This window comes from Deinococcus sp. YIM 134068, assembly GCF_036543075.1.
Taxonomy (GTDB): Bacteria; Deinococcota; Deinococci; order Deinococcales; family Deinococcaceae; genus Deinococcus; species Deinococcus lichenicola.
In genome coordinates this window covers 30,014-55,089 of the sequence record NZ_JAZHPF010000013.1, presented here as the reverse complement: position 1 = coordinate 55,089, position 25,076 = coordinate 30,014, and the positions used below count along the sequence as shown (strand labels likewise).

General features: G+C 67.8%; 29 protein-coding genes and 1 tRNA gene. 16 read left to right on the top strand and 14 right to left on the bottom strand.

From position 1 onward, the window contains the following. Positions 1-11 precede the first annotated feature (11 nt). The gene (gene rplS, locus V3W47_RS13080) at positions 12-491 is read right to left on the bottom strand and encodes a 50S ribosomal protein L19 (RefSeq protein WP_331825663.1); all 480 of its coding nucleotides are present in this window, start codon (positions 489-491) and stop codon (positions 12-14) included. 227 nt (positions 492-718) lie between these two features. Between rplS and V3W47_RS13075 the strand changes: the two genes are divergently transcribed. The 3 genes from V3W47_RS13075 (at position 719) to lipA (ending at position 3,324) form a co-directional block, all read left to right on the top strand. Next, positions 719-1,504: a coiled-coil domain-containing protein gene (locus tag V3W47_RS13075; RefSeq protein ID WP_331825662.1), complete on the top strand. Its 786-nt coding sequence runs from the start codon at positions 719-721 to the stop codon at positions 1,502-1,504. A 123-nt stretch (positions 1,505-1,627) separates the two neighbouring features. Then, positions 1,628-2,347 carry a lipoyl(octanoyl) transferase LipB gene (gene lipB, locus V3W47_RS13070; RefSeq protein ID WP_331825661.1) on the top strand — a complete coding sequence of 240 codons (720 nt, stop codon included), beginning with the start codon at positions 1,628-1,630 and terminating at the stop codon, positions 2,345-2,347. Continuing rightward, positions 2,344-3,324, top strand: a complete 981-nt coding sequence (gene lipA / locus V3W47_RS13065; protein ID WP_331825660.1) for a lipoyl synthase — start codon at positions 2,344-2,346, stop codon at positions 3,322-3,324. The genes lipB and lipA overlap by 4 nt, the downstream gene beginning before the upstream one ends. A gap of 34 nt (positions 3,325-3,358) precedes the next feature. Here the strand turns inward: lipA and V3W47_RS13060 are convergent, their stop codons facing one another. The 3 genes from V3W47_RS13060 to V3W47_RS13050 all read right to left on the bottom strand — a co-directional run bounded on the left by V3W47_RS13060 (position 3,359) and on the right by V3W47_RS13050 (position 4,483). Continuing rightward, positions 3,359-3,940, bottom strand: a complete 582-nt coding sequence (locus V3W47_RS13060) for a chloramphenicol phosphotransferase CPT family protein (protein ID WP_331825659.1) — start codon at positions 3,938-3,940, stop codon at positions 3,359-3,361. 105 nt (positions 3,941-4,045) lie between these two features. Next, positions 4,046-4,122: transfer RNA gene (locus V3W47_RS13055), tRNA-Ile, on the bottom strand. Positions 4,123-4,198: 76 nt separating this feature from the next. Next, positions 4,199-4,483 (bottom strand): DUF427 domain-containing protein, encoded by a 285-nt coding sequence (locus tag V3W47_RS13050; protein ID WP_331825658.1) that lies wholly within the window; start codon positions 4,481-4,483, stop codon positions 4,199-4,201. 75 nt (positions 4,484-4,558) lie between these two features. On the opposite strand from V3W47_RS13050, the gene V3W47_RS13045 reads away from it, so the two are divergent. The 4 genes from V3W47_RS13045 (at position 4,559) to V3W47_RS13030 (ending at position 9,839) form a co-directional block, all read left to right on the top strand. Further along, on the top strand, positions 4,559-7,642 hold the full coding sequence (locus V3W47_RS13045; protein ID WP_331825657.1) for an alpha-amylase family glycosyl hydrolase: 3,084 nt from the start codon (positions 4,559-4,561) through the stop codon (positions 7,640-7,642). A 114-nt stretch (positions 7,643-7,756) separates the two neighbouring features. Next, positions 7,757-8,395 (top strand): DUF47 domain-containing protein, encoded by a 639-nt coding sequence (locus V3W47_RS13040; RefSeq protein ID WP_331825656.1) that lies wholly within the window; start codon positions 7,757-7,759, stop codon positions 8,393-8,395. Between the two features lie 19 nt (positions 8,396-8,414). Next, positions 8,415-9,410, top strand: coding sequence for an inorganic phosphate transporter (locus V3W47_RS13035; protein WP_331825655.1), 996 nt, complete (start codon positions 8,415-8,417; stop codon positions 9,408-9,410). Positions 9,411-9,569: 159 nt separating this feature from the next. Next, positions 9,570-9,839, top strand: a complete 270-nt coding sequence (locus tag V3W47_RS13030) for a hypothetical protein (protein ID WP_331825654.1) — start codon at positions 9,570-9,572, stop codon at positions 9,837-9,839. 5 nt (positions 9,840-9,844) lie between these two features. Here V3W47_RS13030 and V3W47_RS13025 read toward each other — a convergent pair whose 3' ends face one another. The 5 genes from V3W47_RS13025 to V3W47_RS13005 form a co-directional block, all read right to left on the bottom strand. After that, positions 9,845-10,639 (bottom strand): type III pantothenate kinase, encoded by a 795-nt coding sequence (locus V3W47_RS13025; RefSeq protein WP_331825653.1) that lies wholly within the window; start codon positions 10,637-10,639, stop codon positions 9,845-9,847. Between the two features lie 55 nt (positions 10,640-10,694). Next, positions 10,695-11,387, bottom strand: coding sequence for a hypothetical protein (locus tag V3W47_RS13020; protein ID WP_331825652.1), 693 nt, complete (start codon positions 11,385-11,387; stop codon positions 10,695-10,697). Between the two features lie 269 nt (positions 11,388-11,656). After that, positions 11,657-13,894 (bottom strand): hypothetical protein, encoded by a 2,238-nt coding sequence (locus V3W47_RS13015; RefSeq protein WP_331825651.1) that lies wholly within the window; start codon positions 13,892-13,894, stop codon positions 11,657-11,659. Between the two features lie 7 nt (positions 13,895-13,901). Beyond that, positions 13,902-14,330 carry an ExbD/TolR family protein gene (locus tag V3W47_RS13010; RefSeq protein ID WP_331825650.1) on the bottom strand — a complete coding sequence of 143 codons (429 nt, stop codon included), beginning with the start codon at positions 14,328-14,330 and terminating at the stop codon, positions 13,902-13,904. Next, the gene (locus V3W47_RS13005) at positions 14,327-15,025 is read right to left on the bottom strand and encodes a MotA/TolQ/ExbB proton channel family protein (protein ID WP_331825649.1); all 699 of its coding nucleotides are present in this window, start codon (positions 15,023-15,025) and stop codon (positions 14,327-14,329) included. The genes V3W47_RS13010 and V3W47_RS13005 overlap by 4 nt, the downstream gene beginning before the upstream one ends. A gap of 267 nt (positions 15,026-15,292) precedes the next feature. On the opposite strand from V3W47_RS13005, the gene sufC reads away from it, so the two are divergent. From sufC to sufD, 8 genes are all read left to right on the top strand, one after another. Beyond that, positions 15,293-16,072: a Fe-S cluster assembly ATPase SufC gene (sufC, locus tag V3W47_RS13000; protein WP_331825648.1), complete on the top strand. Its 780-nt coding sequence runs from the start codon at positions 15,293-15,295 to the stop codon at positions 16,070-16,072. A 21-nt stretch (positions 16,073-16,093) separates the two neighbouring features. Next, positions 16,094-16,363, top strand: a complete 270-nt coding sequence (locus tag V3W47_RS12995) for a type II toxin-antitoxin system Phd/YefM family antitoxin (protein WP_331825647.1) — start codon at positions 16,094-16,096, stop codon at positions 16,361-16,363. Then, on the top strand, positions 16,360-16,617 hold the full coding sequence (locus V3W47_RS12990) for a Txe/YoeB family addiction module toxin (RefSeq protein WP_331825646.1): 258 nt from the start codon (positions 16,360-16,362) through the stop codon (positions 16,615-16,617). Before V3W47_RS12995 ends, V3W47_RS12990 begins: the two co-directional genes overlap by 4 nt. 12 nt (positions 16,618-16,629) lie before the next feature. Beyond that, positions 16,630-18,036, top strand: coding sequence for a Fe-S cluster assembly protein SufB (gene sufB / locus V3W47_RS12985; RefSeq protein ID WP_331825645.1), 1,407 nt, complete (start codon positions 16,630-16,632; stop codon positions 18,034-18,036). A gap of 388 nt (positions 18,037-18,424) precedes the next feature. Beyond that, complete coding sequence (locus tag V3W47_RS12980; RefSeq protein ID WP_331825644.1) at positions 18,425-18,778, top strand: cupin domain-containing protein; 354 nt, start codon at positions 18,425-18,427, stop codon at positions 18,776-18,778. 1 nt (position 18,779) lies between these two features. Beyond that, positions 18,780-19,004 carry a hypothetical protein gene (locus V3W47_RS12975; protein ID WP_331825643.1) on the top strand — a complete coding sequence of 75 codons (225 nt, stop codon included), beginning with the start codon at positions 18,780-18,782 and terminating at the stop codon, positions 19,002-19,004. After that, the gene (locus V3W47_RS12970; protein WP_331825642.1) at positions 19,004-19,417 is read left to right on the top strand and encodes a PIN domain-containing protein; all 414 of its coding nucleotides are present in this window, start codon (positions 19,004-19,006) and stop codon (positions 19,415-19,417) included. Before V3W47_RS12975 ends, V3W47_RS12970 begins: the two co-directional genes overlap by 1 nt. Next, positions 19,414-20,772, top strand: a complete 1,359-nt coding sequence (gene sufD, locus V3W47_RS12965) for a Fe-S cluster assembly protein SufD (protein ID WP_331825641.1) — start codon at positions 19,414-19,416, stop codon at positions 20,770-20,772. The genes V3W47_RS12970 and sufD overlap by 4 nt, the downstream gene beginning before the upstream one ends. A gap of 61 nt (positions 20,773-20,833) precedes the next feature. Here sufD and V3W47_RS19700 read toward each other — a convergent pair whose 3' ends face one another. The 5 genes from V3W47_RS19700 to V3W47_RS12945 form a co-directional block, all read right to left on the bottom strand. Next, positions 20,834-21,538, bottom strand: coding sequence for a trypsin-like serine peptidase (locus tag V3W47_RS19700; protein WP_442877227.1), 705 nt, complete (start codon positions 21,536-21,538; stop codon positions 20,834-20,836). Between the two features lie 209 nt (positions 21,539-21,747). Next, a complete protein-coding gene (pfkA, locus tag V3W47_RS12960; RefSeq protein ID WP_331825640.1) occupies positions 21,748-22,761 on the bottom strand; it encodes a 6-phosphofructokinase in 1,014 nt (337 codons plus the stop codon). Between the two features lie 142 nt (positions 22,762-22,903). Continuing rightward, positions 22,904-23,749, bottom strand: a complete 846-nt coding sequence (gene rsmI / locus V3W47_RS12955) for a 16S rRNA (cytidine(1402)-2'-O)-methyltransferase (protein WP_331825639.1) — start codon at positions 23,747-23,749, stop codon at positions 22,904-22,906. Between the two features lie 84 nt (positions 23,750-23,833). Beyond that, positions 23,834-24,064 (bottom strand): hypothetical protein, encoded by a 231-nt coding sequence (locus V3W47_RS12950; RefSeq protein WP_331825638.1) that lies wholly within the window; start codon positions 24,062-24,064, stop codon positions 23,834-23,836. Next, positions 24,061-24,489 carry a hypothetical protein gene (locus V3W47_RS12945; protein ID WP_331825704.1) on the bottom strand — a complete coding sequence of 143 codons (429 nt, stop codon included), beginning with the start codon at positions 24,487-24,489 and terminating at the stop codon, positions 24,061-24,063. Before V3W47_RS12945 ends, V3W47_RS12950 begins: the two co-directional genes overlap by 4 nt. A gap of 146 nt (positions 24,490-24,635) precedes the next feature. Between V3W47_RS12945 and V3W47_RS12940 the strand changes: the two genes are divergently transcribed. After that, on the top strand, positions 24,636-25,076 hold the full coding sequence (locus tag V3W47_RS12940) for a 23S rRNA (pseudouridine(1915)-N(3))-methyltransferase RlmH (RefSeq protein WP_331825637.1): 441 nt from the start codon (positions 24,636-24,638) through the stop codon (positions 25,074-25,076).

Here is a 25,076-nt window from a genome sequence, read left to right as displayed (position 1 = left end):
CAGAGGCGGCTTTACTCGCCCAGCGTCTCGACGGGCGTGAAGTCGCTCTCCCCGGCCACGTCGTTCCGGGCGGCAGTGGGAGCGGCGGCGGCTTTGGTGCGGGCGGCGTCCTTCATCACGCGGCTGCGGTCGCTCTTGATGCGGGCGGCGCGGCCACGCAGTTCGCGCAGGTAGTACAGCTTGGCGCGGCGCACCTTGCCGCGCTCCAGCACCGTGACCTTCGCCAGCAGCGGGCTGCTGTAGGGGAAGACGCGCTCGACGCCCTCGCCGAAGCTGATCTTGCGGACGGTGAAGCTCCTGCGGCTGCCCGTGCCGTTGATGGCGATGACCACGCCCTCGAACGCCTGGTTGCGGGTGCGGGTGCCCTCCACCACCTTCGTCTCGACGCGCACGGTGTCGCCCGGCTGGAAGTCGGGGTGTTCGGTCTTGATGTGCGGCTGCTCGACGGCGCGCAGGATCGCACCACGGTTCACTTTGACGGCACTTTGCATTTCTCTTCGCTCCTTGCGCCAGCGGACCGTCCCACCTCCCGCTTCCTGCGGGCAGAGACGTTCTTGGCCTGGTGTGGGACGCCCGGCTTCGCGCGGGGCCAACCTGGGGAGTATAGGGGGTCCGCGAGTGGCGCTCAAGGGGCCGGAGGGGCCGGAGCGTCCGGCCAGATGGGGACGACCACCGATCCATCACGTTCCTCACACGGGTCTCGGGGCACCATGCCCCTATGGACGACTCGGTGGAGAGACGCGACGCCCTGCTGGAAGACGCGCGGCGGGCGGCAGTCGAACACCGTCACCGGGTGGCGGAGGCGCGGGCGCGGGAACACGTGGGCGCGGCGGGCTGGGCGCAGACGAGCACGCTGGAGGCGATCATCCGGGCGGGGCGCGAGGGCACGGCGGCGACGGACGCGCTGCGGCAGGTCGTGCGGCTGACGACCGAGCAGGTGCGGACGCTGCCGCTCTCGGCTCCCGGCGGGGCGCGGGAGGCCCAGGCCCACGCCCTGTCCGAGATCGTCCAGAGCGGCGAGGAGCAGATCAGCGCCGCCGAGGCGCTCGACGAACTGGTGCGCCACGCCCTGGACGACGTGGCCCGGACGCCGACGAGTCAGGTGAGCGTGAGCACGCTCCAGCGCATCCACGAGCGGGTCCAGGCGCAGGTCGCGGCCCTCACGACCATCGTCGGCTCGGCCCGCGCACAGGCGGACACCCTCGAACAGATCACCCGCCTGGAACGGGTCAGCGCCGAGCATCAGGAGCGGGTGGAGGCCCTGCGGCAACTCGGCGCGCGCGAGGAGGTGCAGGCCCTCGGGGAGGTCGGGCAGGAGATCGTGGAGCGCATCGCCGAGATCGATCAGGCGACCTCCCACCAGCTCGGTGCCCTGGAGCGCATCGGGGAGGCCGTGGTCCAGAAGGTGGCCGACACGGGGGCCAGCCCCTCCGAGCAGATTCAGGCCCTCGAAGACCTCGCCCACGCCGTACAGGACAAGGCTGACGAACTGCGTGGACGTTGAGCGGCGGTTCCCGACCTCCCCCCACTCCGTTTGTCGTCACCCACCACCCGCAGTGGTCAATGCAGCCCCCAATCTCGCCTCCGGGCACGGTGGGAACGCTTGAGCGGGCGTACAATTTGGGGCGTGAGAGACGCCGCCTTCGACGTGCTGGACCTGGGACTCGTGCCCTACCGGGGGGCGTGGGACCTGCAACGGGCGCACCACGCGCGGGTCGCGGCGGGCGGGCGGCCCACCCTGCTCCTCGTCGAGCATCCGCCCGTCCTCACGCTGGGGCGCAAGGCGCGCGAGGGCACGAACATCGTCGTGACGCGCGAATACCTGGCCTCCCAGGGCATCGAGGTGCTGGAGGTCGAGCGCGGCGGCGACGTGACGTACCACGGCCCCGGCCAGCTCGTCGCCTACGCGATCTTCCCTGTGGGGCGGCGGGTGCAGGACTTCCTGCGGCTGCTGGAGCGGGCGGTCATCCTCACGCTTCATGACCTCGGCCTGCCCGACGCGCGGCCCAATCCGGGCTACGCGGGCGTGTACGTGGACCCTCGAACGGTGAACGGGCGCGAGTACGAGCAGAAGATCGCGTCCTTCGGGGTGGCGGTGCAGCGGAATGTCGCCCTGCACGGCCTGGCGTTGAACGTCACCACGAATCTCGATCACTTCGACCTCATCGTGCCCTGCGGCCTGAGCGGAACGCAGATGACGAGCGTGACGCGGGAATACACGCTACGCGGCATGGGCCGGACGGCGAGCATGGACGAGGTGAGGGCGGCCCTCACCCGCGCCTTCCACACCACCTTCGAGAAGTACGACTGGACGCTGCCCGAGCTGGCGGCGGGGAGCAACGCATGACCCAGCAGGAACCCAGATTCGTCAAGAACGGCATCTACCGCAAGGACAGCGTGCCCGTGCGCGAGAAGAAGCCCGAGTGGCTGAAAGTCACCATCCCCACCGGGCAGGTCTTCGGAGAGGTCCGCAAGATCGTCAAGGAACACCGCCTGCATACCGTCTGCGAGGAGGCGATGTGCCCCAACATCGGGGAATGCTGGAGCCGGGGCACGGCCACCTTCATGCTGATGGGCCACATCTGCACCCGCGCCTGCCGCTTCTGCGCGGTGGACACCGGCAACCCGATGGGCAAGCTGGACCTTGACGAACCGGCGGGCGTGGCCGACTCCGTGCGCCTGATGGGCCTGAAGTACGTCGTGCTGACCTCCGTGGACCGCGACGACCTGCCCGACGGCGGCGCGTACCACTTCGCCAAGACGGTGCAGGCGATCAAGCGCGTGAACCCCGAGACGAGAGTGGAGGCTCTGACGCCCGACTTCGGCGGCAACCCGCATTGCGTGGACCTCGTGCTGGAGAGCGGCGTGGACGTGTACGCGCAGAACCTGGAGACGGTACGCCGCCTGACCCATCCGGTGCGCGACATCCGGGCGAGCTATGACCAGACCTTGAAAGTCTTGCGGCACGCCAAGCAGGCCCGCCCCGACGTGATCACCAAGACCTCGATCATGCTGGGCCTCGGCGAGATGCGCGAGGAGGTCCGGCAGGCGATGGAGGACTGCCGCGCGCATGGCGTGGATGTCATTACCTTCGGCCAGTACCTGCGCCCGACGATGCACCACCTCCCCGTCGAGCGGTACGTCACGCCCGCCGAGTTCGACGAGATCAGGGAGGAGGGCCTGAGCCTGGGTTTCCTGGAAGTCGTCTCCGGTCCGCTCGTGCGCTCGTCGTACAAGGCCGAGCAGGTCTTGATGGACCGCCCGAGCAGGCTGCCGGAGCATCTGGCGCACCTGGAGGCGGGGAGCGAACTCAGCCTGATCTGAATGTTGGAGTGGGAGGGGCTGGGGCTAGTGGGCTTCAGCCCCTCGTCTCTGTTTCCCTGCGCGCCATCCGCTCAAATGCGCTCGGCCTCCGCCGACTCTCCCACGCGCGGATGACGATCTGGACGTTCATTTCCAGCGGCTGAGTCGAGTCCACCTCATCGTACACGCCGAAGCTGTGGACCGTCCCAAAGTCGCGCCGCGTGTCGCCGGGACGACGGTCTCCCCGCGCAAGTTCACGCCGCTCCAGCTCGGGCAACGGGCAGTGCAACCCCACGAAGAACACGTTGAAAGGTCCCAGCACCTCCACCAGTCGGTCCATCCCCTCCCGCGACTCGACGATGGAATCCACCACGAGGTTGTTGCCCGCCGAGAGCAGCGCGGGCAGGCAGCGGAAGAAGCCCTCGAAGACCTGTGGGCGCAGATTCGTCCAGGCGAAGGGGCCGCCCTCATCTCCCCGACCCGGCAGCATGTCCGTGTCGAACAGGAAGAAGTCAGGCGAGAAGCGGAGGAACGGCTGACCCAGACTCGCCTGCAAGGCCCGGCAGAGCGTGGACTTCCCCGCGCTGGACGCCCCGTTGACGAGAATGAGCTTTCCGGCGGGCGGCGGTTCGGCCATACGAACGACAATATCCACCACAGGCTGCTGTTACAGCTTCCGCCAGACGCCCACCCGTCCAAAGTTAGAAACGAGAAAACCCCGTCTCTCACGGGGCCTCTTTCTTGGTACGGAAGGGCAGATTTGAACTGCCGACCTCACGCTTATCAGGCGTGCGCTCTAACCAACTGAGCTACTCCCGTGTATCACCCGTCCCTTCGGACAAGCGGGTGACACTCTAGCAGCGGGCATGGGGAGTGTCAACGCCCGGCTCAAGCCTCAGCCCGGCACCACCCGCACGCCGCGCCAGAAGGCCACGCGCCCCCCGATCTGCCGGGCGGCGTCCTTCGGCTCGGGGTAGAACCACGCGGCGTCGGGGTTGGTCTGGCCGCCTACCTCCAGCGTGTGATAGCTCGCCGTGCCCTTCCACGGGCAGACAGTGTGGGTGGCGCTGGGGCGCAGGTAGGCGGGATTCACGCTCGCCGCCGGGAAGTAGTGGTTGCCCTCCACGACCACGGTGTCGTCCGACTCGGCAATGACCTGCCCGTTCCAGAGTGCTTTCATGCCTCATCGTACGCCGAGGGGTGAACCGTTGCCCAATTGACAGCCCCCTCCGCGTGAGGGCCAAATAGAGGACACATGAAACCCCTTCAACTGGTGGGGCGCGTGAGCGCCTTGACGGCCCTGACGCTTTCGCTCTCGGCGTGCGGCCTGTTCAACCCCCCGGCGGCGGATACCCGCGACTGGCGCGACGAGGTGATCTACTTCGCCATGACCGACCGCTTCGCCAACGGGAACCCGGCGAACGACAACGGGAGCAATCAGACGACGGGCGACGCTGCCGACCGCACCAATCCCCTCGGCTGGCACGGCGGCGACTTCGCGGGCCTGAAGACGAAGATCGAGGAGGGGTACTTCAAGCGGATGGGCTTCACGGCGTTGTGGATCACGCCGGTCGTGCTTCAAGTGCCCGCCATCCCCGTCAACGACGGCCCGAATCAGGGCAAGGCGTTCGCCGGGTATCACGGCTACTGGGCCGAGGACTTCTTCAAGGTGGACCCCCACCTCGGCACGCTCTCCGAGTACAAGGCGTTGATCGACACGGCGCACCGGAACGGCATCAAGGTCATTCAGGACATTGTGGTGAATCATGCGGGCTACAACGCCACGCTCACGAAGACGAACCCCGAGCAGTTCCACACCGACGCCGAGTGCGCGGCGAGCACGAACAAGGAGGTGGACTGCCCGCTGGCGGGTCTGCCCGACTTCAAGCAGGAATTGCCCGAGGTGACGAAGTCCCTCAACGATTTCGTGACGTACTGGCGCACCGAGACGGGCATCGACGGCCTGCGGCTGGACACGATGAAGCATGTGCCCGACAGCTACTGGACGCAGTTCTTCGCGGCGGGCGGGGCGGGCGACGCCTCCAAAATCTGGTCGGTCGGCGAGGTGTTCGACGGCAACCCGGCGCGGCTGGCGCACTTCATGAATGACCTCGGCTCGCCCAGCGTGTTCGACTTCGCGCTGTACTACGGGATCAAGGACCAGCTTTCCAGCGCGGGCGGCGACCTCGGGCGGATCGCGGACGTGTTCGCGCAAGACGGCGTGTACGAGGACCCCACCCGCCTGACGACCTTCGTGGACAACCACGACGTGCGGCGCTTCGTCAGCGAGGTGACGGAGCGGGGCGGCACGGCGGCGCAGGCGGCGGAACGGCTGGACCTCGCGCTGAGCCTGATCTACACCTCGCGCGGCACGCCGAGCGTGTGGCAGGGCACCGAGATCGCGCAGCCGGGCCTCGGCGATCCCTACAACTACGTGCTGGGGCAGGGCAACCGCGAGGACATGAACTTCGCGGCGCTGGCGGGAAGTACGCTGGACGAGCGAATCGGGGCGTTGGCGAGCGCGCGGGCCAAGTACCGGGTCCTCACGCGCGGCGCGCAGCAGGAGTTGTGGCGTCCCAGTGCCGCCGGGTCTGGGGGAGGCGCATCCATCCTCGCTTACCGCCGGGTGGCGACGGACGCGCAGGGCGGGCAGCCCGTCGTCGTCGTGATGAACAACGGGGATACGCCCGTGGACCTCTCCACGGTGAGCGGTGGTGGCATTCCGTTGCTGGGCACCTTCGGGGCGGGGGCACTCACCGAAATCACCGGACGTACTTCAACCCTGAGCGTCAGCGACGGCAAGCTCGTCGGCACAGTCCCGGCCAGGAGCGCCCTCGCGGTGGCGGCCCCGGCGGGCAGTGGTGGAGCGGGAACCGTGAACCCCAGCCTCCCCGAAGTCACGAACCTCGCGGCCCGGCCCGGTGACAGCGCCGTGCAACTGACGTGGACGGCGAGCACGGACGCCAGCGTGACCGGCTACCGCATCTACGCCCGGACGGGTGGCGGGCAGGAGCGCCTGCTCAACTTCGCGCCGCTGGCGAAGGATCAGACGACCTACCTCGCCGCCGGAGTGACGAACGACGCGCAGACGACCTTCCGGGTAGTCACGGTGGACGCGCAGGGGGCCGAGAGCCGGGGCGCGAGCGTGACCGCCACGCCGAGCGCGTCGAACACTGTCACCGTGACTGTCACCGTGGACGCCCGCAACCAGGGCAACGGCCCCATCGAGCTGCGGCGTTTCGACACCGGCTCGCAGGTCGAGTACCCCATGACGCAGACCAGCCGGGGCATCTGGAAGACGGACATCACGCTCCCCCTCTTCCGCGAGATCAAGTTCAAGTTCGGCAACGACGGCCCCGGCGCGAAGAACAGCGGCTACGAGGGGCCGGGCAAGGCCGACCGCGCCTACGTGGTGGGGACGAACAACAACGCCTACAGCGGCACCTTCGAGTTCATCGACGAACCCGTCCCGCCCGCCATCGAGGGGACGGTGACGGGCGCGGGCGGGGCCCTCTCCGGTGCCCTCGTCACCGCGACGACCGCCGACCCGAACAAGAACTATGCCCTCACCTTCGCGGACGGCTCGTATACCCTCTTCGCCCCGGCGGGCGCGCAGACGCTGGGGGCGACGGCGGAGGGCTACGCGGAGGCGACCCAGGCGGCGACCTCGCCGGGGACCGGGGTCAACTTCGCCCTCACGCGCGCTGCCGGGGGCGGCACGGTCGTCGGCAAGTACACGGTGGACGGCGACCTGGGCGATTGGACGGCCCCGAAAGCCGGCGCGCAGAGTCCGAACGCCGGGGTGTTCGGCCCGGATAACAACTGGCTGACCCTCCTCGCCGACAGCGACGACCAGTATCTCTACCTGGGCTATACGTACCGGGTGGCGGGGAACAGCGCCCTCCTCTACCTCGACACGGGGGCGGGCGGCGCGGCGCAGGCCGACGGCTTCGAGGCGTGGAAGCAGGCGGCGACCTTCGGCGGGGGCATGGCGGGGGCCGACGCCTTCGTGGCCCGCTACGAGAACCAGCCCGCGCAACTGCGGCTCGTGCAGAGCGACACCGCCGTTCCCGAGGTCGCCACAACCGCCTACACGGTCGCCACGGGCGGCACGCTGCCCACCCAGACGGTCGAGCTGGCGATTCCCTGGTCGGCCCTCGGCCTGAGCGGGCGGCCTACGGCGGGCGTGAACGTGGTGGGCGGCATCTTCGGCGGGGCGGGCTACGGCGCGGGCGACATCATCCCCGACGCGGGCAGCACCCCGGCGGGCGCGAACACCATCGGGACGGAGGCGGAGCAGAGGCGGGCGACCTTCACCGCACCGCTGAACGTTCCCTGAGCGTTTAGACTGCGGGGCGACGCGGGAGGCTTCCACGCCGGGGCCTCCCGCCGCCTCTTGCCGCCTGAGCTGACACAGGGCTGACGTGAGGGCGCACAATCGGAGGGGATTGTTATGGTGCTGTCAAGATTCATGCCGAAAAACCCGCAGTTCAGCGCGAAGTTCGCCGAGGCTGCACGCAACGCGCACGCGACTGCCCAGGCCCTCGTGGACCTGCTGGAGAACTACACCGACGTGGAACGCAAGGTGCAGCGGGTCCGCGACCTCGAACACGAGGGCGACCGCCTCACGGGCGAGATCACGAACCTGCTCGCCGCGTCGTTCATCGTGCCCTTCGACCGGGAGGACATCATCGCCCTGAACGACGAACTCGACGACCTCGTGGACGACATGGAGGACGCCGCCCGCAAACTCAGCCTGTACGGGGTCGAGCGTCCGTTGCCGCAGATGGCGCAGCTCGCCCGCGTGGTCGAGCGGCAGTGTGCCCTCCTCGCCCAGGGGATGCCTCTCATCGAGGACACCGGGCGGATCGGGGAACTCGCCGCGCTGGCAAAGCAGATTCGCACGCTGGAGGACGAGGGAGACACCATCTCCGACGAGGTGCAGCGCACGCTCTATCAGGGCGTGACGGACGTGCCCGGCATGATCCGGGCGATGCGCGGCGGCGAGATCGTGAACCTGATCGAGGACGCCTCCGACCAGGCGCAGCGGGTGGCGAAGACCGTCGAGAGCATCCTGCTCAAGAACGCGTGAGCGGGAGCGTCTGAGCCAGATGGAACCCGCCCTGATCGGTTTTGTCGTCATCGTCGCGCTCGCGCTGGCGTTCGACTTCATCAACGGCTTTCACGACACCGCGAACGCCATCGCCACCTCGGTCGCCACCAAGGTGCTGACGCCCGCACAGGCCATCGCGATGGCCGCGATTCTCAACGTGGTCGGCGCGCTGACGGGCACCGCCGTCGCCAAGACCATCGCCACCGACATCGTGCCGCAGGACTTCGCCACCCTGCAACTCACGGGCGCGGCGCTGCTGAGCGCGATCATCTGGAACCTCTACACGTGGTGGAAGGGACTGCCCTCCTCGTCGAGCCACGCGCTGATCTTCAGCCTCGTCGGGGCGGGCGTCGCCTCGGGCGGCTGGGGCATCATCGTTCCGAGGGGCGTGCAGAAGACGCTGACGGGCCTCTTCACCAGCCCGGCCCTCGGCTTCCTCGTGCCGATCCTGCTGATGGCGCTGCTCTCCTGGGTGGTGCTGCGCTTCCTGCGGCCCCGCACTGTGACGCGCACCTTCCGCTGGCTCCAGATCGGCTCGGCGGCGTTCATGGCCTTTTCCCACGGCGGCAACGACGCGCAAAAGGCCATGGGGATCATGACCTTCGCCCTGAGCGCCTACCTGGGCGCGGCGGTGGACGTGGTGCCCCTGTGGGTCATCCTCGCCGCCGCCACCGCGATGGGGCTGGGGACGGCGGTGGGCGGCTGGCGCATCATCAAGACGATGGGCTTCAAGGTCGTGGACCTCAAACCCGTGGACGGCTTCGTGGCCGAGGCGAGCGCCGCCGCCGTCATCACCGCCGCGACCCACTTCGGCATCCCGGTCAGCACCACCCACACCATCAGCACCTCGATCATGGGCGTGGGCACCACGAAGGGCTTTCGCAAGGTCAAGTGGCAGGTCGCCGGGCGCATCGTGAGCGCGTGGGTGTTCACGATCCCGACGTGCATTGTGCTGGGATGGGTGTTGCACAAGGTGATCCTGGCGGTGGGGTAGGGCGGGGAGCGGTCAGCTTTCAGCCGTCAGCAATCAGCCGTCAGCAGGTGGGGACACCCGGTGGGAAGGGGCGTCCTCTTCTGTTTCCCCCGGTAGATGAAGAGCCGACCGCCGCAGCTACGCCGTGAAGGCTGGAGGTGGATGAGTACACTGCCGGGCATGTTGGCCGCTGTGGTCCTCGTTGTGCTTGCTCTGGCCCGAGCCGTCATGCTGCTGGCGACGCGCTCTGGAAAGACAGCCAGTGGACCGCCGACCAACCGGAACGCCGAGCGGTACTGGGAGCAGAAGGTTCTGGACCAGACGCGCGGCAACCGGGGAGCGATGGAACGCGCCGTCACGGCCAGACGACGGAAACACCCGCGTACCTCCCGTGCGGCCCTGCTGGAAATGGTTCACGACGAGTACGTCCGCGACCGCAACCGCTCCTGATCGTGTCAGCCTCGCACCGTCTCCCGGCTCGACCACAGCTCCACCAGCCCGCGCAGGGTCAGCGTCTCGTCGTAGTGGTCGATCTCACGGCAGATGCCCTCCACGGTGCGGGAAAAGCCCCCGGTGGCGACGGCGACGGCGGGACCTGGCAACTCGGCACGGATGCGGCGCAGCAGGCCGTCCACCATCTCGGCGTACCCGTAGACGAGACCGGATTGCAGGGCGTGGACGGTGTTCTTGCCGATGGCGGTTCTTGGCGCTTCCAACGCGATGCGCGGCAGCTTGGCGGCGCGGGCGAACAGGGCGTCGGCGCTGACCTGCGCACCCGTGGCGAGGACCCCGCCGATGAAGCGCCGTCCGCGCCCGATCACGTCGAAGTTGGTGCTCGTGCCGAAGTCCACGACCACCGCGTATTCGTGCTCGTCCAGATACCGCTCGGCCCCGAAGAGGTTGCTCAACCTGTCCGCCCCGATGGCGTCGGGCTGGTCGAGTTCCACCCGCACGTCGGGAAGGCTCGCCGCGCTGACCTCGAACGGCTCGATGCCGAAGTGCCGCCGCAGCGCGAGCGCGTAGTTCTGCCCGACGGGGGGGGCCACGCTGCTCAGTACGGCGGCGCGGGGATTCGGCGCGCCCGCCAGCGTGAACAGGCCGTGCAGTTGCAGGGCGAGGTCGTCCGGCAGCACGTCGCGGTTGGTCCGCACGCGCCAGGTGTGAATGAGGCGTCGGCTCTCGTCGGCCAGACCCAGGACGGTGCTCGTGTTGCCGATGTCCACGGCGAGGAGGGGAAAGACGGGGGGCACGGGGGCATTATGCAGAAGGCCAACCTCTCCTCGCCTTCTGCCTTCGACTTTCTGGCTACTGAAAGCGGCTCAGGTCCAACCCCACGCTGTACGCGCAGTTCGTGTCGGCTTCCGTGCGGACCAGCAGCTCGATCTTGTCGCTCGCGCCGACGCCGACTTTCAGCGGCTCGAAGTAGTAGACGAGGGTGCCCGTCCACGTGCTTCCCTCCTGCTTGAAATCGTTGACGTAGCTCGTGCGGGCGGGGGCGACGAGCTTGCCGTCAGGTGCCCGGAGCCGGACGAGGTAGGCGCTGCGGGCCTTGTCGGTGGGGAGGCCGCGCACGTTCACGTCCACGCGCAGTTGGCCTTCCGGGAGCCGCTTGCCCGCGAGGTCCGCCCCGAGGGCGTCGGCGGCGCTGAGGTTGCGGAAGTTGTCGCGCGCCTCGACCGCCTGAAAGTACAGTTGGTCGGCCTGCCCGCTCACGGTGACGCTGGCCGGACGGCTGCCCGCCCTGTAATCGGTGGGGGCGGCGAGCCAGTTCTTGAGGCAGGTGTCGCCGCCGTCGAAGACCTTCACGGCCCCGTCCCCCGCGACGAACTTGCCGTCCTTCACATTGAGGTCGAGGGTCTGATAGGTGACGACCGGATCACGGCGGCCATACGCGCCGTCAATGACGTTGCGGGCGGTGGTCTCCTCCAGCTTGGGCACCCACGCGAGGGCCGGGGCGGAGAGCAGCACGGTCAGGGCGAGGAGGATGGGTTTGTGCATAGGGAACCTCATAGCGGGTGGGGGTGACGGGAGGCTGATGGGACGGTCAGGGTGAGCGGTGAGGAGGAGGGGACTTCGCGGGCGGTCATCTTGTCCATCCGTGCTCAGGCCGAGGAAACGCCGCCCACGCCCCTGCTTTTCGTGTCGAAGTCTGACGATTCCACCGGGTCCGAAGAGTGATTTCTCCGCGATTCGCCCCGTGGGAGGAGAGCGAGATGCCCCATCTTCTGCTGAGAGCTGACGGCTGAGAGCTGATGGCTGACCGCTCCCTAATCCTTGAGATACACCACCCGGCACGCCGCCCCCGCCGAGCGGAACTGGGCGGCGGCGGCGCTCGTGAGCACGGCGTCCGTGTAGACCTTCGCATTGGGCGCGATGCGGGGGGCCTGAACACGGGCGGCCTTCACGCGGGTGACGTTCTTGAAGCCGCCGATCTCACCCTCGGACGTGATGTAGGTGTGGAGGCTGCCCTCCTGCACGAGCTGGGAGCTGACGCCGCGCACGAGCACCTCGTCGGGCCACAACCTCACGCCGCCCTCGTCGTACACGAAGCTCGTCATGTCGCGCTGGAAGGCACCGAGGCCGCGCACATCCACGACGACGGTGCAGTTCAGCGGGCGGTCCTCGTTCCCGGCGACCGTGCCGCCACCTCCACCCGCGCGGGCGACCTCACCGCCGCCCGTGCCACCTCCGGCAGGAGTGCCTGTACCGGGGCCAGCGCCGGGCCGACCGGCGGCGGGCGCGTCCCCTGACCCGGCGGGTCCGTCGCCCGTCCCACTCCCGGCACCGCCCCCACGTCCGGCGCTCTCGCCCGGTTCGGGAGTGGTGCCCGCGCCGCTTCCGGCTCCACCCGAGGACTCGCGCGGGGCAGCGGGAGCGGCGGGCGTCGCGCCGTTGCTTCCCGCCGTGCCGCGTGAGGGGGCGTCGGTCTGAGGTCCGGGGCGATCCTCGCCGGGCGTGGCACCGGAACGGGCGGCGGGACTCGCTGTACCCTCCCCCGTTCCGCCCGGTGTTCCGGGTGTCGGCGCGGGGCGGGCGGCCTCGGCAGCCGGAGCGGGGGCAGACCCCGTGCCCGCCGCGCCGCGTGCCTGTCCGCCGGAGGGGGCGGGATCGGCGGGAGCCGGGGCGGACGGGCGGACGGGGGCGGCGGCCTCGGGCGTGGGCGAGGCGGCGGTGGAACCCGCACCGCTCCGCGCGGTCGTGGGCGCGTCGGGAGCCGTCGGGGCGGGCGTGGTCGCCGGACTTCCGGCCCGTCCCGCCACCGCCTCCGCACTCCCCGGCGCGAGGGTGCCGCGCGCGGCTGGGGCCGTCTCCGGGGTCAGTCCCTGGGGGGCACTTTCGGTTCGGGCGGTCGGGCGGGCGGCCTCAGCCTCTCCCGCAGTCGTGGTCGGTGCCGGACTGCGTGATGGAGCGGGAGCTTCCGAAGCGCCGTCCTGGGCGGAGGGCTGCGCGCGGGCGACAGGTTCGCTGGCCTCGCCCGTGTTCGCGCTCGCCGACGCTGTGCGTGAGGGAACAGGTACCGCCTCCCCGCTCCCGCTGGCGGACTGGGAACGGGCAGGAATCCGCGCCACGGCGCTCTCCCCCACCTCACCCGTACTCGCCGTGCCGCGTGCCGGGGCGGGAGCCTCCTCGGCGGTGGCCTCGCCGCGTGCGGGTGCCGCCGTCTCCGTGGTGCTGGCGGGTGCGGCGTCCTCGCGCCGGGGCAGGGCCGTCACGGGTTCGGGGTCCGGGGCGGGCGCGGCGGGGGCAGCGGCCACGGGTTCGGCGGGAGTGTCGTTCGCCGTCGCCTCCGGTTCGGGGTCCAGCGTTCCCTGCCCGGCGGAGGTCGTCGTCTCGGGGGTCAGTTCTGCGGGGGCGGGAGGTGTAACGGCCTCGGCGGCGGGAGTCGGCGACGCCTCGCTCGGAGTGGGCGTCGGGGCAGCGGTCGTGGAGGGCGGGGCTTCGGGCGCACTCGCGGGCCGCGTCGGCTCGGGTGTGCTGGCCGGAGTCGGGGCCTGTGCCTGCGAAACAGAGGGAGCAGGTTGCGCGGCGGGCCGGGTCGCTGCCGGGGCGGGTGTGCGGACGGGAGCTTGTGGCGTCGGCTGTGGCGTTGGCTGCGCGGCCCGAACGGGCGGAGCGGGGGTCGGCGGCGTCTGTGGTCGCGTCTGTGCCTGGGGAGTGGCTGGACGTTGCGGCGGAGTGGGTCGAGGTTGGGGAGACCGAGCCTGAGCAGGAGGTTGAGCTGTCCTCTCCACCCGGCGTGGCGGCGTGACGGGTGGAGTCGGCGTCTCAGCCTCCGCCCTCGGCTCCGGCTCGGGTGGGGGTGCCAGCGTCACAACCTCCAGCGGCGTGCGGCTCGCGGCGTCGGCGGTGCTCAGGCTGGGCGCACGCAGGTCAGGCCGGGCGGCGAGCAGCCCAAGCAGCAGCGCCCCGTGGACGATGAACGTCACCCCGGCGGCGCGTGCCCGGTCGCGGCGCTCCGTACCGTGGGATGGGGTGCCCTGCGGTGGCGTGGGCAGCGTCGTCACTCCCCGCTCACCGTCCGCCGCCCGACCCACTGGCCGTCGCCGCGCGGGTCCCCAGGGCCAGCCGCTCGCCGCCCGCGCGCTTGATCACGTCCATAACCTGCACGACCGTCCCGTAGCTGCCGCGCTCGTCGCCGCGCAGCCCGACCACGCCGCCCGAAGCGCCGAGGAGGGGCCGGAGCTGCCCGCCGAGCCGCGTCAGCGTCGTCTCCGTCCCGTTCAGGAAGACCTTCCCGGCCCGGTCCACGCTCACGATGGGGAGAGCGGGCGTCTCCTGCACGGTGGTGCTCGCACGCGGCAGGTCGAGGGGCAGGGCGTTCTGCCTCGCCCCCAGGCTGCTCGTGAGGAAGAAGAAGATCAGCAGCAGCAGCACCACGTCCACCATCGGCGCGAAGTCGAAGGTCACGGTATCGCCGCCCTCGCGCAGCCGCCGCCTCACCGCTGCACCGGGGACGGGTCGGCCCCGTCGAAGTTCAGCGCCACCTCCGGCACCGTGCGGGCGGAGGTCCCGGCGGGCATGAGACGCGGGGCCAGCCACGCGGGCAGGTCCTCGCGGACGCGCTCGGCCTGTCCGGCGATGCGGTCGGCGCGGGTCCGCAGGGCGTTGCGGGCCACATAGGCGATGATCGCCACGACGAGGCCCGCCGCCGTGTTCACCAGCGCCTCGCTGATGCCCGTGGCGAGCTGCGCGGGCGTGGGCGCGGCGGTGGAGCTGAACACGAGGAAGGAGCGCACCATGCCGACCACCGTGCCCAGCAGCCCCAGCAGCGGCGCGACCTGCGCGGCGGTGCCCAGCGCCGAGAGGCCCGCGTACAGCCGGGCGTCCTCGGCCAGCAGCGCGGCGTTCATGGCCGCCCCCGCCGCGTCCGGCCCCCGGCTCGCCCGCCGCAGGCCCGCACGCAGCACGTTGGCCGCCGGGCTGGGATCGGCGGCCCAGTCCACCTCGGAAAGCGCCGCCGCCGCCCCGCTCTCGGCGGTAATGGCCCGCGCCCGCTCGATCAGCGCCGACGAATCACGGCCCAATCGGGAGAGGACCTGCGCCCGCACAGCGGCGGTGTAGACGACGTACACGGACAGGGCCAGCAGCACCCACAGCAGCGGCCCGGCGGCCCGAATCAGGTCAAGAACATTCATGCACCTCACGGTTAGCACGAGGAGGCGTGGCAAGCGTGAAAAAGGCTGACGGGGCACTCATGGGAGGGGGTGCGTGGTGAGACAGAGACCGCTTTTCACCGGCCCAAAGTCGACGCTTTCCCCTTCTGTTCCCGCGCGCCGCGCACCCCCTCCCGCCTCCCGAATCCTCACCGAAGCACTCGACTTTCCCGTCCCACGCGGGTACAATGGCCGGGTAAGTAGGAATCATTCTCAAGAAGCGGCGCAGTACAGCAGCAAAGGAGTCCCATGACCGACCAGCCCCACCAGATCGCCCAGCACCAGATTGAAATCCGCAATCTTCACGCCAGCGTCGGCGACACGCCCATCCTCAAGGGCATCGACCTGACCGTCCCGCGCGGCGAGCTGCACGCCGTCATGGGGCCGAACGGCAACGGCAAGAGCACCCTCGCCAAAGTCATCGTCGGCGACCCCGAGTACACCGTGACCGAGGGTGAAGTGCTCGTGGACGGCCAGAACATTCTGGAGATGGAACCCGACGAGCGGGCGCGCCTCGGCGTCTTCCTCGCCTTCCAGTACCCGGTCGAGATTCCCGGCGTGACCATCGCCAACTTCCTGCGCCTCGCCATGCAGGCCCGCAAGGCGGAGGGCGAGGAGGTCTCGTTCACCGAGTTCTACGGCAAGCTCCAGAACGCGCTGAAGGTGCTGGAGTGGGACGAGAGCATCGTCGAGCGGTATCTCAACGAGGGCTTCTCCGGCGGCGAGAAGAAGCGCAACGAGATTCTCCAGATGCTGATGCTCGACCCCAACTACATCATTATGGACGAGACCGACTCCGGCCTCGACGTGGACGCCCTGCGGATCGTGGCGCGCGGCGTGAACTCCCTGCGCGGCCCGAACCTCGGTGGCCTCATCATCACCCACTACCAGCGCCTCCTGAACTACATCGTGCCCGACCGGGTTCACATCATCGTGGACGGGCGCGTGGTGCAGTCGGGCGGCCCGGAGCTGGCCCAGAAGCTCGATACGGAAGGGTATGACTGGGTGCGGGAACTGGCGACGGTATAAGCGACGGGCACAGGAGGTTCTATGACGGCCTACTCCATCAAATACGCCAAGGAGAACCTGGAGCGCATCGCTCAGGAGGCGGTGGACAACGACCAGGCCACGTACATCACGCTGGACTCCGGTGAAGCGGTGGTGATCGTACCCAAAGAGCGGTACGAGTCGTGGAACGAGACAGATTACCTGCTGTCCAATCCGGCGAACCGGCGGCACCTCCTGGCCTCCATCGAGCAGTACCGGCAAGGTCAAGTCGTGCGGAAAAGCCTTGAGGAACTGGAAGACGCCGCTCAGTGAACCTCACGTTCACACCCAAAGGTTGGGCGGACTACTTGTGGCTGCAAGCCAATGAGCCGAAGCTGCTCCGTAAGCTCTACCGCCTCCTTGACGAATGCCTCCGCACACCTTTCGAGGGCAGCGGCAAGCCGGAAGCGCTCAAGCACGAATACGCCGGTTTCTGGTCGCGCCGCCTCACCGAAGAGCATCGCCTCATTTACGCTGTAGACCCGGACGCTATCACTGTCATCGCTTGCCGCTCGCACTACGAGTAAGGAGCAACCCAAATGACCATCAACCCCGAAGTAGGCAGCATCAACAACGGCTACGAGTACGGCTGGAGCAACCCCGAGCGGTACGCCGTCAAGGCACCGAAGGGCCTGTCCCGTGAGGTCGTCGAGATGATCTCGAAGGCGAAGGACGAGCCTCAGTGGATGCTCGACTTCCGCCTCAAGGCGCTCGACATCTTCTATTCCAAGGCCATGCCCCAGTGGGGCGCGGACCTGAGCGGCCTCGATCTGGACGAGATTTACTACTACATCAAGCCGGAAGGCTTCAACGCGCGCTCGTGGGACGACGTGCCCGAGGACGTGAAGAAGACCTTCGAGCGGCTGGGCATTCCCGAGGCCGAGCGTGCGGCGCTGGCGGGTGTCGGCGCGCAGTACGAGTCCGAGATGGTCTACCACAACCTCAAGGAGGAGTGGGAGAAGCTGGGCGTCGTCTTCCTGAGCATCGAGGACGGCCTGAAGCAGTACCCCGACCTCTTCCGCGAGCACTTCGCCACCATCGTGCCGCCGGAGGACAACAAGTTCGCGGCGATCAACTCCGCCGTGTGGTCGGGCGGGTCCTTCGTGTACATCCCGAAGGGCGTGAAGGTGGACATTCCCCTCCAGACGTACTTCCGCATCAACGCGGAGAGCAGCGGCCAGTTCGAGCGCACGCTGATCATCGTGGACGAGGGCGCGCAGGCCCACTACATCGAGGGCTGCACCGCTCCGGCGTACAACTCCGACTCCTTCCACTCCGGCGTCATCGAGATCGTGGTCAAGGAGGGCGCACGCTTCCGCTACTCCACCATCCAGAACTGGTCGCATAACGTCTACAACCTCGTGACCCAGCGGGCCGCCGTGTACGCCAACGGCGTGATGGAGTGGGTGGACGGCAACCTCGGCAGCAAGGTCACGATGAAGTACCCCGCCTGCTACCTGCTCGAAGAGGGGGCGCGCGGCGAAGTCCTGTCCATCGCTATGGCCGGGCGCGGTCAGCACCAGGACGCCGGAGCGAAGATCGTCCACTTCGCGCCACACACCAGCGGTTCTATCGTCTCCAAGTCCATCTCCAAGGACTCGGGCCGTTCTTCCTACCGTGGCCTCGTCAAGATTTACGAGGGCGCGCGTGGGGCCAAGACGAACGTCGAGTGCGACGCCCTGCTGCTGGACGAGGAAGCCCGCACCGACACCTACCCCTACATCGAGATCGAGGAGAAGACAGCCAGCGTGGGCCACGAGGCGACCGTCTCCAAGATCAACGACGAGCAGATTCTGTACCTCCAGTCGCGCGGCCTGTCCGAGGACGAGGCGGCGGGCCTGATCGTGCGCGGCTTCATCGAGCCGATTGCGAAGGAACTCCCGCTGGAGTACGCGGTGGAGCTGAACCGCCTGATCGAGCTGGAGATGGAAGGCTCGGTCGGGTAAGAAGTATGTCTTCAGTGCCATTCCAAGAAGTCAGAGAGAAGTTGACTTCTATTTTTCCTCTCTTCGAGGAATGGCTCGCTGAATACTCGATTTGTTATAGCGAGACGGAAGAAGGCACAAAAACCTTTACAAGGTGCGGCCTCTTTTTGGAATTGTCATGGTTCTTGCGCGAACGAGACGACTTATGGCTACCCAACCCCATGACTGAACTCTCCAAATTTTGCGAAGAGGCCCTTGCGAAGAGAGGAGAACATGTTGGCTCTGGCGGAGATGACTTATACAGCGCTGTTGTGGCGTGCTTCTTCGAATCTATAAGCGGTGAAGAGGGTTTTGCGAATGCGATACGTCCCTTTCTAGGCGCTCTATCTCTTCGTGAGTTGGACAATTTATGATTTCCACCGCCAACGCCCCCCACTCCACCTGGGCCGACGTGCGCGACGGCTGGCACCTGGCATCCGCTTCCACCCCCAGCGTCATTCAGGAGCGGATGCCGCCCGGCACGGCGGAGGAGCGGCATCAGCATTTGCGGGGGCAGGACAACTCCTCATTCAGCTTCGCTGACAGCTCCCCTCAAGGGGAGCCAGAAAGCTTTTTGCCTCCCATCAAGGGGAGGTGCCCCGAAGGGGCGGAGGGGTTATCTCAGCCAGGGCAGGCGCATCAGGCCCGCAACGAGGGCGAGGAGGACGCCGAGGTTCTGGTGATCTCGGATGGGATTTCGCGGGAAGACCGGCAGGAGGCATGACGTGACAGCACCGAAGGAACTGCACGAGCAGATTGATCGGCTCTCACCCGAAGGGCAGGAGCGGTTGCGGGCTTTTTTGGAGCGGCAAGAGAAGATTGAACGGCATTTGGCGGCTCTGGAAGCTTTCTCGACGGGGTGGACACCAGAGGAAGAGGCGGCGTTTGAGCAGGCGCTGAGCCGTCGCGTGCAGTTGCGTCACACCGATGCCGAGACGGCAGAGCGCTGATGTTGGTTCTTGACACCAACGTTCTGATCGCTCTTCAGAAGAGGAACCAGCGAGTGTTGGCGGAATACGTGCGTGCGCTGGAAAGGGATGAGGTTCTTGCTGTTCCTGCCCTCGTCCGTTATGAGGCCCGCAAAGAACTGCTCAACCCGCTGTATGCCCGGCGTCTCACCGTGCTTGATGGGCTGCTCAGCCTCCACCCCACACTCGATCTGGATACTGAGACCACGGATATTGCCGCCGTTCTGTTCGAGAACCTACGAGCGGGCGGCAATCTCATTGAGGACGCCGACCTCCTTATTGCAGCGACAGCCCTGCGCCACCGGGCCATACTCGTCACCCACAACACCAGACACTTTGATCGCATTCCCGGTCTGAGTCTCACCGACTGGCAAAAGGAGAACCCCATCTCATGACCCAACCCTTCACCCAAGACCTCATCACCCAGGCGGGCGGCCCCGAGTGGCTGACCTCCAAGCGGCGTGAATCGCTCGACCTGTTCAACACGCTCGACGTGCCCCACGAGGGGGTCGAGGCATGGAAGTACACCCGCGTCGAGGTGGCTTTTGGCGAGCTTCGCCCCCACCCCAAGCGTGAGCGCGCGACCGACACGGCGCAGCTTCCGGCGAGTGTGCAGAAGCGCCTGCAAAGCACCGATGCGGGCGCATTCCTCGTGCTGGACGGGCCGGACGTGGTGTACGCGACCGAGCTGCCCGCCGAGTTGCGTGAAAAGGGCGTGATCTTCACCGACCTGAAGACCGCCGTGGAGCAGCACGCCGACAAGGTGCAGCAGTACCTCTACTCCGTCGTGCCCGCCGAGGTGCCCGACGACACGACCATCGCCGCGCCCGGCACCACGCCGAGCAAGTCGCCCGACCCCAGCGAGGGCAAATTCTCCGCGCTGGCGGCGGCCCTGTGGACGAACGGTGCTTTCGTGTACGTGCCGCGCGGGGTGGAGGTCGAACTCCCCCTCGGCTCCTTCCGCGTCATGAGCGAGGCGGGCACCTACACGGCGACCCGTACCCTCGTCGTCGCCGAGGAGAACGCGCAGGTCACGTTCATCGACGAGCAGGACAGCGAGGAGCTGCCAAGCACCTATGCCATCGGCGCGGTCGAGCTGGTGGTCAAGGACGGTGCCCGCGTGCGCTACGTCTCCATCCAGAACTGGGGCAAGGGCGTCACGCACATCCAGCGCCAGCGCGGCGACGTTCACCGGGACGCGACGCTGAACAGCCTCGTCGTCACGATGGGCGGGACGCTGAGCCGCACCGAGATGCAGTCCTACCTGCGCGGGCAGGGGTCGGACTCCGAGATGCTGGCGCTGTACTTCGCCAACGAGGACCAGCACTTCGACCACTACACCCTCCAGCACCACGCAGCAGCACACGCGCACAGCGACCTGCTGTACAAGGGCGTGGGCGACGATAGAAGCGTCGGCGTGTTCAGCGGCATGATCAAGGTGGACCTGGGGGCGCAGAAGACGGACGCCTACCAGAAGCACCGGACGCTGATGCTGAGCAGCGAGGCGCGCAACTACTCGGTGCCGCAGCTCGAGATCAACGCCAACGACGTGCGCTGCTCGCACGGCTCGACCACCGGCCCCGTGGATCAGGAGCAACTGTTCTTCCTGCGCTCACGCGGCATCCGCCAGGAACTCGCTGAGAAGATGCTCGTCACCGCCTTCCTGGAGGACGTGCTGACGCGCGTGCCCCTGCGAAGCGTGGTGGAGTACATCGAGGGGATTATTGCGGAGAAGGTGGGGGCGGCGTAGGGGGAGCGGTCAGCTCTCAGCCGTCAGCGGTCAGTCCTGGGGAGGGGCTGGCCGTTCTCATCTACTGAGGGTGTACGTGATCTAGCAACTGCCGTATTGCTTCCACCTTCCATACAACTCCAATATCGGACTCATTATTAACTCTGCCACTATATATTCCCAGCAGAAGAGTGACTGGACCTGTACTTATATGAAAGCCACCAGTTGAAGAATACTGCCCGGTCGACGAGTGGAATATTACGGGTGAACCAGATTGTCCTTGTCTACTTCGACAATCTATCAAGAATATGGGCTTTTCGTCATAATTTATGGCCAAGTCAGAAGCTATAAATCCACTCGACCAGATAGCAAGCTTCCCACCAGCGGACAAACCAAAAGGAAAACCTATGACGTTGACTCTATCTGAGGGAGAAAGCTCTAAATCCTGTGGTCCGTCGGAAAACCTGTAAGGATAGAACCTACGACTGGGAAGCGCATCTAACCGAAACGAAACAAAATCATACGTTCCGTCAGACTGTGGGTGTTCTCTCCAAACTCGTCGATCCGAATTATACAATTCAAAAGTAGAATCTCTCCAATAACCTAACGCCTCCGCATTGAACCACACTACCATCTTATCAGGCACACCCCCGGTTGGTGAGAGAGGTTGATTCGTCGTCGGGTTTCTGCCTGTCACATTATGTTTATTTGTGATTAAGTAGTTGAATCCTCTATATTCTATAACAAATGCAGTGCCAGTAGACAACCTAGTGTCCTCAAAATACATCTCTATTTGTAAGGATTTTATCGACTCCAATGACACTCGCTGCACATGTCCTCCCACCTCAGCACCCGCACCTCTCCCACACCTGTCTCCTCCGGGCGGCAGAGGTCCAACTCCCGTCCCCCGGCATAGGCCGCCGATTACTAATGGCTCTGTATTGCTCCCGTCGTTACGATGGCCGATACCTGCGGGTAGCGCTGAACCCCCCTCCCTCAAATGCTCAACGTCTTCGCGCAGCGGTAGAGGTCGCGGTTCACGTCCTTGCGCTTCTCCCAGGTCTCGTGCAGGGGCGTGTGGCTGACGCCGCCGCCGTGCCGACCGACCATCACGCCCTTTTTGCCGTCCATCAGCGCGTGGACGGCGGCTTCACCGAGACGGCTGGCGAGTACGCGGTCACTGCTGACGGGCGTGCCGCCGCGCTGGATGTGACCCAGGATGCTGACGCGGGTCTCCAGTCCGGTGCCCGCCTGAATCGCGTCCGCCACGCCCTGCGCGCCCCCCGGATACCCCTCGGCGACGATGATGATGGAGCTGGCCTTGCCCTTCGCCACGCTGCCCTTGACGATCTCCACCACGCCGTCCACGGGCTTCTCGTCCTCGGGGATAAAGACTTCCTCGGCACCTCCCGCCACGGCGACCTCCAGCGCGATATGGCCCGCGTGACGGCCCATGACCTCGATCACGAAGATGCGCTCGTGGCTCGCCCCGGTGTCACGCAGCTTGTCCACGGCGTCCAGCGCGGTCTCGACGGCGGTGAAGTACCCGATGGTGTGGTCGGTGCCGTACAGGTCGTTGTCGATGGTGCCGGGAATCCCGATCACGGGGACGCCGTGTTCCTCCTGAAGGTAGTACGCGCCGTGGAAGGAGCCGTCGCCGCCGATGACGATGAGGCCGTCCACGTTCCAGTCGCGCAGGTGTTTCGCGCCCGCCGCCCGGCCCTCGGGGCTACGCCACGTGCGCGAGCGGGCGGTGAGGAGGATGGTGCCGCCGCGCTGGATGGTGTTCGCCACGTCACGCGGGCCGATCAGGCGCAGTTCGCCCCGGTGCAGGCCGGAAAAGCCCCGGCGCACGCCCACGACCTCGATGCCGTGGTGGGTGGCGGTGCGGACCACGGCGCGGATGGCCGCGTTCATGCCGGGCGCGTCCCCCCCGCTCGTGAGGACGGCGAGGCGGCGGACACCGGCGGGATTGGGGTGGTTGGTCGGGATTTCGTGGAGTTCGGTCACGGTGGGGGTCCTCGCGGGTCAGGTAGGGGAAGCGGTGATGTGGTTTCGATCCTCTTGGAAAACGTGGGGACGTGCAAATGTCCGGCTGGCCGCTGGGGCTGGCGGCTGGTCGCCTCACGGGGAGCATCGCCCGAACGTCGGCCTAAGCGGGCTGCTTGACCCGCAGGGCGAGCGCGTAGGCGTCATTCTTACGCACCCCCCGCGCCATCAGGAGGTCACGTATATCCCTCACGCTGCGGCCCTCCTCGGCCCAGGCTCGCGCGAGGGCGGCGGGGTCGGGTGCCTCGCTCTCGCCGGGCAGCGCCTCCCCCGCCGGGCGGCCCGCGACGACCACGACGATCTCCCCGCGCACCTCGCCGGAGAAGCGGGCGCTGAGGTCGGCGAGGGTGCCGCGCGCCGTCTCCTCGAAGCGTTTGGAGAGTTCGCGGGTGACACTTGCCTGCCGCTCACTTCCGCACGCGCCCGCGAGGTCGGCGAGCGTGTCCGCGAGGCGGTGCGGACTCTCGTACAGCACGGTCGTCTCCGGGCGGGCGGCGATGGCGGCGAGGCGTTCCTTGCGCTCCCGGCCCGAGCGGGGCAGGAAGCCCTCGAAGGTGAAGCGGGCACCCGGCAGGCCCGACAGCACGAGCGCGGGCACGAAGGCCGTCGCGCCGGGCAGCACCTCCACCCCGGTGCCGAGGTCCACCGCCGCCCGCACGAGTTCGGCACCGGGGTCGCTGATGCCCGGCGTGCCCGCGTCCGTCACGTAGGCGAGCCGGGGGTACTGCTCCAGCACGGCGGGTGCCCGGTGCATCGTGTGGGCGTCCAGCCGCACGAGAGGACGGCTGATTCCCAGGTGCGACAGCAGCGCCCCGGTTCGCCGCGTGTCCTCGCACGCCACGGCGTCCGCCCCGCGCAACACCTCCACCGCCCGCAGGGTGATGTCACCGAGGTTGCCGACCGGCGTGGGGACGAGCCAGACGTGGGGAGGAGGACCTTCGGCGGTCATGGGGAGAGACCGGAGGCAGCCAGCTTCCAGCAGCCAGCACCCAGCTTTTCAGGCTGACGGCTGACGGCTGACCGCTGAAAGCTCCTACTCATTCCCCGCGTCGCGCACCCCGCCCACCAGCACCGCCTCCGCCATGAGACTCGGCGTGGGCTTGAGGCGCACGCGCACCTTGCGGGGGCGTTTCAGGGCGCTGGTGATACGTGCCCGCAGGAGTTCCGCCTCGCCGACCGTGACGGTGACGATGGTGCCCTCCGGCAGCCTGGTGCCGATCAGGACGACCACGCCGTTTTCCACGATGCCCTTGTACGCCCTCATGCTTCTCTCCCCTGCGCGCGACGCTGCCGCCGCTCCGCGTTCGACAAGGCCTCTCTCAGCGCCACGATCTCTCCCTCCCGTGCCCCGCCCAGCCGCGCGTAGCGGTCGATCACCTCCGCCGCCTCCCGCCGCCGGTCCAGCCGCAGCAGGATGGTGCCCAGATGCTCCCCGCCCACGAAGTACGCGCGTGGATTGTCCGGTTCCGCCGCTACCTGCGCCCGCGCCGCCGCCAGCCGCTCCAGCGTCAGGGCGTGACGCCCCACCTGCCAGCGCACGAGATACGCCGCCGCCGCGAAGGTCAGCAGGGCACCCAGCGCCGACGTGCTCACCACCTCCGGCACGCCGAGCTGCGCGCCCAGCCGCACCGTCACCGGAAAACAGAACGCCAGCACGACGAGCACGGCCAGGGTCGCCGCGTAGTTCAAGGCCCCACCCGCAGGCGAGACCACAGCCAAATCCCCATAGGCACAGTGTAACGGGCGGGGTCCGGCGCGGGCACTATCTTTCCCCTTGAGGTTCCGGGGAGGGCAAAGGGCGCGCGGCTCCGGCCCCTGCCCTATCCTGCCCCCCGATGCGCCTGCACCTCATCACCGTGGGAGAACCCCGCCTCGCCTACGCCCGCGCCGGGTGGGACGAGTACGAGCGGCGGCTGCGGCGCTACCACAAGCTCGCCGTCACCCGCGTCTCCGGCAAGACGACGGCACAGGAATCCGAGGCGGTCGCGCGGGCAGCGGGCCGTGCCCCCCTCATCCTCCTCGACCCGCGCGGGCGGCAGTTCACGAGCGAGGGCCTGAGCGCCTACCTGGGCGCGCAGGCGGTGGGCGGCACGGGCGAACTCGCCTTCGCCATCGGCGGTCCCGAGGGGCACACCGACGCCCTGCGCGCCTCCGCCCACGCCCTCTGGAGCCTCGGCCTCCTGACCCTGCCGCACGACTTGGCGATGGTCGTCATGGCCGAGGCGCTGTACCGCGCGGCGACGATCAGCGCGGGGGAGCCGTATCACCGGGGCTGA

What these genes read in the sequence shown, in the direction of transcription:
- rplS (WP_331825663.1), bottom strand. Translation starts at nt 491, where the DNA reads ATGCAAAGTGCCGTCAAAGTGAACCGTGGTGCGATCCTGCGCGCCGTC.
- V3W47_RS13075 (WP_331825662.1), top strand. Translation starts at nt 719, where the DNA reads ATGGACGACTCGGTGGAGAGACGCGACGCCCTGCTGGAAGACGCGCGG.
- lipA (WP_331825660.1), top strand. Translation starts at nt 2,344, where the DNA reads ATGACCCAGCAGGAACCCAGATTCGTCAAGAACGGCATCTACCGCAAG.
- V3W47_RS13060 (WP_331825659.1), bottom strand. Translation starts at nt 3,940, where the DNA reads ATGGCCGAACCGCCGCCCGCCGGAAAGCTCATTCTCGTCAACGGGGCG.
- V3W47_RS13050 (WP_331825658.1), bottom strand. Translation starts at nt 4,483, where the DNA reads ATGAAAGCACTCTGGAACGGGCAGGTCATTGCCGAGTCGGACGACACC.
- V3W47_RS13045 (WP_331825657.1), top strand. Translation starts at nt 4,559, where the DNA reads ATGAAACCCCTTCAACTGGTGGGGCGCGTGAGCGCCTTGACGGCCCTG.
- V3W47_RS13040 (WP_331825656.1), top strand. Translation starts at nt 7,757, where the DNA reads ATGGTGCTGTCAAGATTCATGCCGAAAAACCCGCAGTTCAGCGCGAAG.
- V3W47_RS13035 (WP_331825655.1), top strand. Translation starts at nt 8,415, where the DNA reads ATGGAACCCGCCCTGATCGGTTTTGTCGTCATCGTCGCGCTCGCGCTG.
- V3W47_RS13030 (WP_331825654.1), top strand. Translation starts at nt 9,570, where the DNA reads ATGTTGGCCGCTGTGGTCCTCGTTGTGCTTGCTCTGGCCCGAGCCGTC.
- V3W47_RS13020 (WP_331825652.1), bottom strand. Translation starts at nt 11,387, where the DNA reads ATGCACAAACCCATCCTCCTCGCCCTGACCGTGCTGCTCTCCGCCCCG.
- V3W47_RS13005 (WP_331825649.1), bottom strand. Translation starts at nt 15,025, where the DNA reads ATGAATGTTCTTGACCTGATTCGGGCCGCCGGGCCGCTGCTGTGGGTG.
- sufC (WP_331825648.1), top strand. Translation starts at nt 15,293, where the DNA reads ATGACCGACCAGCCCCACCAGATCGCCCAGCACCAGATTGAAATCCGC.
- V3W47_RS12995 (WP_331825647.1), top strand. Translation starts at nt 16,094, where the DNA reads ATGACGGCCTACTCCATCAAATACGCCAAGGAGAACCTGGAGCGCATC.
- sufB (WP_331825645.1), top strand. Translation starts at nt 16,630, where the DNA reads ATGACCATCAACCCCGAAGTAGGCAGCATCAACAACGGCTACGAGTAC.
- V3W47_RS12980 (WP_331825644.1), top strand. Translation starts at nt 18,425, where the DNA reads ATGATTTCCACCGCCAACGCCCCCCACTCCACCTGGGCCGACGTGCGC.
- V3W47_RS12970 (WP_331825642.1), top strand. Translation starts at nt 19,004, where the DNA reads ATGTTGGTTCTTGACACCAACGTTCTGATCGCTCTTCAGAAGAGGAAC.
- sufD (WP_331825641.1), top strand. Translation starts at nt 19,414, where the DNA reads ATGACCCAACCCTTCACCCAAGACCTCATCACCCAGGCGGGCGGCCCC.
- V3W47_RS19700 (WP_442877227.1), bottom strand. Translation starts at nt 21,538, where the DNA reads ATGTATTTTGAGGACACTAGGTTGTCTACTGGCACTGCATTTGTTATA.
- rsmI (WP_331825639.1), bottom strand. Translation starts at nt 23,749, where the DNA reads ATGACCGCCGAAGGTCCTCCTCCCCACGTCTGGCTCGTCCCCACGCCG.
- V3W47_RS12950 (WP_331825638.1), bottom strand. Translation starts at nt 24,064, where the DNA reads ATGAGGGCGTACAAGGGCATCGTGGAAAACGGCGTGGTCGTCCTGATC.
- V3W47_RS12940 (WP_331825637.1), top strand. Translation starts at nt 24,636, where the DNA reads ATGCGCCTGCACCTCATCACCGTGGGAGAACCCCGCCTCGCCTACGCC.